Genomic DNA, 5,447 nt, shown 5'->3' with positions numbered 1-5,447 from the left:
AGCTTAGTTAGCCGTTCGTCGATTTTCTCAAATTTCTGGTTAATATCTTTCTGTAGGCTGTCAAATTTCTGGTTAAGATCCTTCTGTAGGCTGTCAAATTTCTGGTTAACATCCTTTTGTAAGCTATCAAATTTCTGGTTAAAATCCTTCTGTAGGCTATCAAATTTCTGGTTAACATCCTGTTGCAAGGTATCAAATTTCTGGTTAAAATCCTTCTGTAGGCTGTCAAATTTCTGGTTAACATCCTGTTGGAAGGTATCGATTTTTTGGTTAACTTCCTTGATGCTGTCTTTGATTTCCTTGAGGACAGATTCAAGACTATAAGTAACGGTTTCGTTAGACATTTTGGTAAAATCCCTGGGAGTAATGATAGTACAATAATTTTATTTTAATCCTAAATCCGGTTATTAAAAACTGATTATTTATTCTCCGTATAATCCTAAATCTGGTTATTAAAAACTGATTATTTATTTCTCCTTTTGCCTTTTGCATGAGTAGAAAACGGGTTTCTCGGAGAAACCCGTTTTCTGTGGGTTACTCAAAGGATTGGGATTGAGCCGTGTTTTTATGATCAATCATAAACAAAACCCCCCACCAATGGGCGGGGGGTTTTTTAGTTACCTAATTCAAGGTTTAGCCGAACTTGCCGGCAGTGGAAGCGATCAAGAAGGCGGCGTAGGTGAAGATATAGCCAACGGTGAAGTGAGCTAAACCAACCAAACGAGCCTGAACGATCGAGAGAGCCACGGGTTTGTCTTTCCAACGAACGAGGTTCGCCAGAGGAGTGCGTTCGTGGGCCCAAACGATAGTTTCGATCAACTCTTGCCAGTAACCACGCCAAGAGATCAGGAACATGAAACCGGTTGCCCAAACGAGGTGTCCAAAGAGGAACATCCAGGCCCAGACAGAAAGGTTATTAACACCGTAGGGATTGTAACCGTTGATTAACTGAGCCGAGTTAGCCCAGAGGTAATCGCGGAACCAGCCCATCAGGTAGGTGGAGTTTTCGTTAAACTGAGCCACGTTACCCGACCAGACACCGAGGTGTTTCCAGTGCCAGTAGAAGGTTAACCAACCCAAGGTGTTCAACATCCAGAACATGGCTAGGTAGAAGGAATCCCAAGCAGAGATGTCGCAAGTACCGCCACGGCCGGGACCGTCGCAAGGGAAGGAATACCCGAAGTCTTTTTTATCGGGCATTAATTTGGAACCACGAGCGTCTAAAGCACCTTTAACCAGGATTAGAACGGTGGTGTGTAAACCAAGAGCGATCGCATGGTGAACGAGGAAGTCGCCAGGACCGATGGTTAAGAATAGGGAGTTAGTGCCGCTATTGATTGCGTCTAGCCAACCGGGTAACCAAACATCACCGTAGTTAGGATAGGCGGTGTAAGCGATACTATCGGGGTTAGACAACAGTACGTTCATGCCGTACAGGGTTTTACCCGAAGCTGCTTGCACGAATTGAGCGAACACAGGTTCGATCAGGATTTGTTTTTCGGGAGTACCGAAAGCGACGACTACATCGTTATGAACGTAGAGGCCGAGGGTGTGGAAACCTAAGAAAAGGGAAACCCAGCTTAGGTGAGAGATGATCGCTTCTTTATGCTCCAGCATCCGCGCCAGGACGTTATCTTTGTTCGCTTCGGGATCATAGTCACGCACGAAGAAGATAGCACCGTGAGCGAAAGCACCCACCGCTAGGAAACCAGCGATGTATTGGTGGTGGGTATAGAGAGCCGCTTGGGTAGTGTAGTCCTTAGCGATAAAGGCATAAGGGGGTAGCGCGTACATATGCTGCGCCACCAGAGAGGTGATCACGCCTAAAGAAGCGAGAGCCAAACCGAGTTGGAAGTGGAGAGAGTTGTTAACCGTGTCATAAAGATTTTTGTGACCGGCTCCTAACTTACCACTGGGGGGTCTGTGTGCATTAAGGATGTCCTTGATGCTGTGACCGATGCCCCAGTTGGTGCGGTACATATGACCAGCCACAATGAAGATCACAGCGATCGCCAAGTGGTGGTGAGCCATATCGGTTAACCAGAGGGACTCGGTTTGGGGATGGAAACCACCTAAGAAGGTGAGGATCGCAGTTCCCGCGCCTTGGGCAGTACCGAAAATGTGGTTAGCAGTGTCGGGGTTTTCCGCATACACACCCCAGTCACCGGTGAAGAAGGGTAGTAAACCCGCCGGGTGGGGGGGAGTGGAGAGGAAGTTGTCCCAACCAACGTGCTGACCGCGGGATTCGGGGATAGCAACGTGAACGAGGTGTCCGGTCCAAGCCAGAGAGCTAACACCGAACAGAGCGGCGAGGTGGTGGTTCAGGCGAGATTCAGCGTTTTTGAACCAAGCGAGGCTAGGACGGAACTTAGGTTGTAAGTGTAACCAGCCAGCAAAGAGGAAAATCGCCGAGAGAATCAGCAGGAACACCGCACCTTGGTATAGGTCTTGGTTGGAGGTCATACCGATGGTGTAGAACCAGTGGTAAACCCCGGAATAGGCGATGTTAACCGGATTAGAAGCGCCAGCTTGGGTGAAGGCATCTACCGCGCCTTTACCGAACTGGGGATCCCAAATCGCATGGGCGATGGGACGGATGTTTAAGGGATCTTTGATCCACTGCTCGAAGTTACCTTGCCAAGCGACGTGGAATATCGTACCGGAAGTCCACAGGAAAATGATTGCAATGTGGCCGAAGTGCGACGCGAAAATCTTTTGGTAGAGATTCTCTTCCGTCATGCCATCATGACTTTCAAAATCGTGGGCTGTGGCGATCCCGTACCAAATCCGACGGGTGGTCGGATCTTGGGCTAGATCTTGGCTAAATTTAGGGAATTTAGTTGCCATAGCTGTTTAGGAAATTCTCCTCTCTAAATAACTGAGGCTCTTACACGAGTGCTGGTTATTTCCTTTTTTAAATTCACCCACTGTAATAGGAAACGCTTACAGTGGTATCGGTCAATCGACGCTGGTTCAGCCTAGTCTTGCCAATCCCCGGGGGACTGGCAAGCCCTTATAGGCAAGTTTAGCCAATCGAGAGACTTCTGGCCAAGAAGAATGCCCAAGTGGTGACAATACCGCCTAAGAGGTAGTGAGCCACACCAACGGCACGACCTTGAATGATGCTCAGGGCGCGAGGTTGGATAGCGGGGGCAACTCTTAACTTGTTGTGCGCCCAGACGATCGACTCGATTAATTCTTGCCAGTAGCCGCGACCACTGAACAGGAACATCAAGCTAAACGCGAAGACGAAGTGACCGGCTAGGAACATGATTCCGTAGGCAGACAGGGCAGAGCCATAGGAATTAATGACTTGCGCTGCTTGCGCCCAGAGGAAATCGCGTAACCAACCGTTGATGGTGATGGCACTTTGGGCGAAGTTACCGAGGGTAACGTGGGTGACAGTGCCATCGGGGGCGACGGTTCCCCAGACATCGGACTGCATTTTCCAGCTAAAGTGGAAGATTACGACCGAGAGGGAGTTGTACATCCAGAACAGGCCGAGGAAGACGTGATCCCAACCCGAAACTTGGCAGGTACCGCCGCGACCGGGACCATCGCAGGGGAAACGGAAACCGAGATTCGCTTTATCGGGAATCAGACGGGAACCGCGAGCGTAGAGAACCCCTTTGAGGAGAATCAACACGGTTACATGGATGGTGAAGGCGTGGATGTGATGCACGAGGAAATCGGCAGTACCGAGAGTGATCGGCATCATGGCCACTTTGCCACCCACTGCTACTACGTCGCCACCGAAAGCATAACTAGCGGTAGTGAGAGCGTTAGGAGCGGTGTTGCCGGGGGCTAGGGTGTGGAGACTTTGTACCCATTGGGCAAAGATGGGTTGTAGTTGAATTCCCGTATCCGAGAACATATCTTGGGGACGACCAAAAGCCCGCATGGTGTCGTTGTGAATGTATAAACCGAAGCTATGGAAGCCGAGGAAAATACATACCCAGTTCAGGTGGGAGATAATTGCGTCGCGATGACGGATCACCCGATCGAGCAGGTTATCGACGTTTTTGGCCGGATCGTAGTCGCGTACCATGAAGATCGCTCCGTGCGCTCCCGCACCGACGATTAAGAAGCCACCGATCCAAGTGTGGTGAGTGAACAAGGATAGTTGGGTGGCGTAGTCCGTCGCCTGATAGGGATAGGGCGGCATGGCGTACATATGGTGGGCCACGATGATGGTTAGCGAACCTAAGAGAGCAAGGTTAATCGCTAACTGGGCGTGCCAAGAGGTGGTCAGGATTTCGTACAGTCCTTTGTGACCTTGACCGGTGAAGGGACCTTTGTGGTTTTCGAGGATTTCCTTCATGCTGTGACCGATACCCCAGTTGGTACGGTACATATGACCAGCAATGATGAATAATACAGCGATCGCCAAGTGATGGTGAGCGGTATCGGAAAGCCAGAGACCACCGGTCACGGGGTTCAAGCCACCTTTGAAGGTGAGGAAATCCGAGTAAGCACCCCAGTTAAGGGTAAAGAAGGGGGTCAAACCCTGGGCGAAGCTGGGATATAAATCCGCCATCTTGCTCGGTTCGAGAATGAACTCGTGGGGCAAGGGGATGTCTTGGGGAGCTACTCCAGCATCGAGGAGTTTGTTCACCGGTAAAGAAACGTGAATCTGATGACCGGCCCAACCTAGGGAACCTAAGCCGAGTAAACCCGCCAAGTGGTGGTTCATCATCGATTCCACGTTTTGGAACCATTCCAGTTTCGGTGCGCTTTTGTGGTAATGGAACCAACCGGCAAACAGCATCAGGCCCGCCATAACTAAACCACCGATAGCGGTGCAGTATAGCTGATAGCTGTTGGTGAACCCGGAAGCCCGCCAGAGGTAGAACAGACCAGAGGTGATCTGAATACCGTGGAAGCCGCCGCCCACATCGCCGTTGAGGATGCCTTGACCGACGATCGGCCAGACCACTTGGGCGCTGGGTTTGATGGCCAGCGGGTTGGTTAACCAAGCTTCATAGTTAGAAAATTTCGCGCCGTGGAAGTACATTCCACTCAGCCAAACGAAGACAACGGCGAGATGTCCGAAGTGGGCGCTGAAGATTTTCCGAGAAATATCTTCTAGATCGCTGGTTTGACTATCAAAATCGTGGACGTTGGCGTGTAGGTTCCAAATCCAGGTGGTGGTTTTGGGTCCTTTGGCTAAAGTGCGATCAAAATGCCCCGGTTGCCCCCACTTCTCAAAGGAAGTAGGTACTGGGTCTTTATCTACAATCACTTTAGCTACCGCCTCTTTGGGGGGGAGTGCCATGAGGATTCTCCTCTCTCGACAATAGACTTAGCGTTTTATTTGAGGATAGATTTTTTAACCTAAAAAAGGCAAGTTGAAATCTGACCCACCTTTTGTTAATGTCGCTTGACTTTCCTCTTGGGTGAGATTCCAGTCGAAAGCATCAATAGTAGATGATAAGTCTTTGTTCTCT

At 50.0% G+C, this 5,447-nt stretch carries 3 protein-coding genes; all 3 read right to left on the bottom strand.

The genetic code is table 11. The annotated features are described in order from the left end of the window. Positions 1-344, bottom strand: a 344-nt coding sequence (locus tag PX484_RS15255) for a DUF4164 domain-containing protein (RefSeq protein ID WP_288104538.1), incomplete at its 3' end; no start/stop codon positions are given. 289 nt (positions 345-633) lie between these two features. After that, entirely contained in the window at positions 634-2,847 is a 2,214-nt protein-coding gene (gene psaB, locus PX484_RS15250; RefSeq protein ID WP_002770787.1) for a photosystem I core protein PsaB, read from the bottom strand. Positions 2,848-3,025: 178 nt separating this feature from the next. After that, complete coding sequence (gene psaA / locus PX484_RS15245) at positions 3,026-5,275, bottom strand: photosystem I core protein PsaA (protein ID WP_002780971.1); 2,250 nt, start codon at positions 5,273-5,275, stop codon at positions 3,026-3,028. Positions 5,276-5,447 lie beyond the last annotated feature (172 nt).

The sequence above is a fragment of the Microcystis sp. M49636_WE2 genome, from assembly GCF_030065375.1.
GTDB lineage: Bacteria > Cyanobacteriota > Cyanobacteriia > Cyanobacteriales > Microcystaceae > Microcystis > Microcystis aeruginosa_C.
This window is presented reverse-complemented; position numbering and strand designations above follow the sequence as displayed.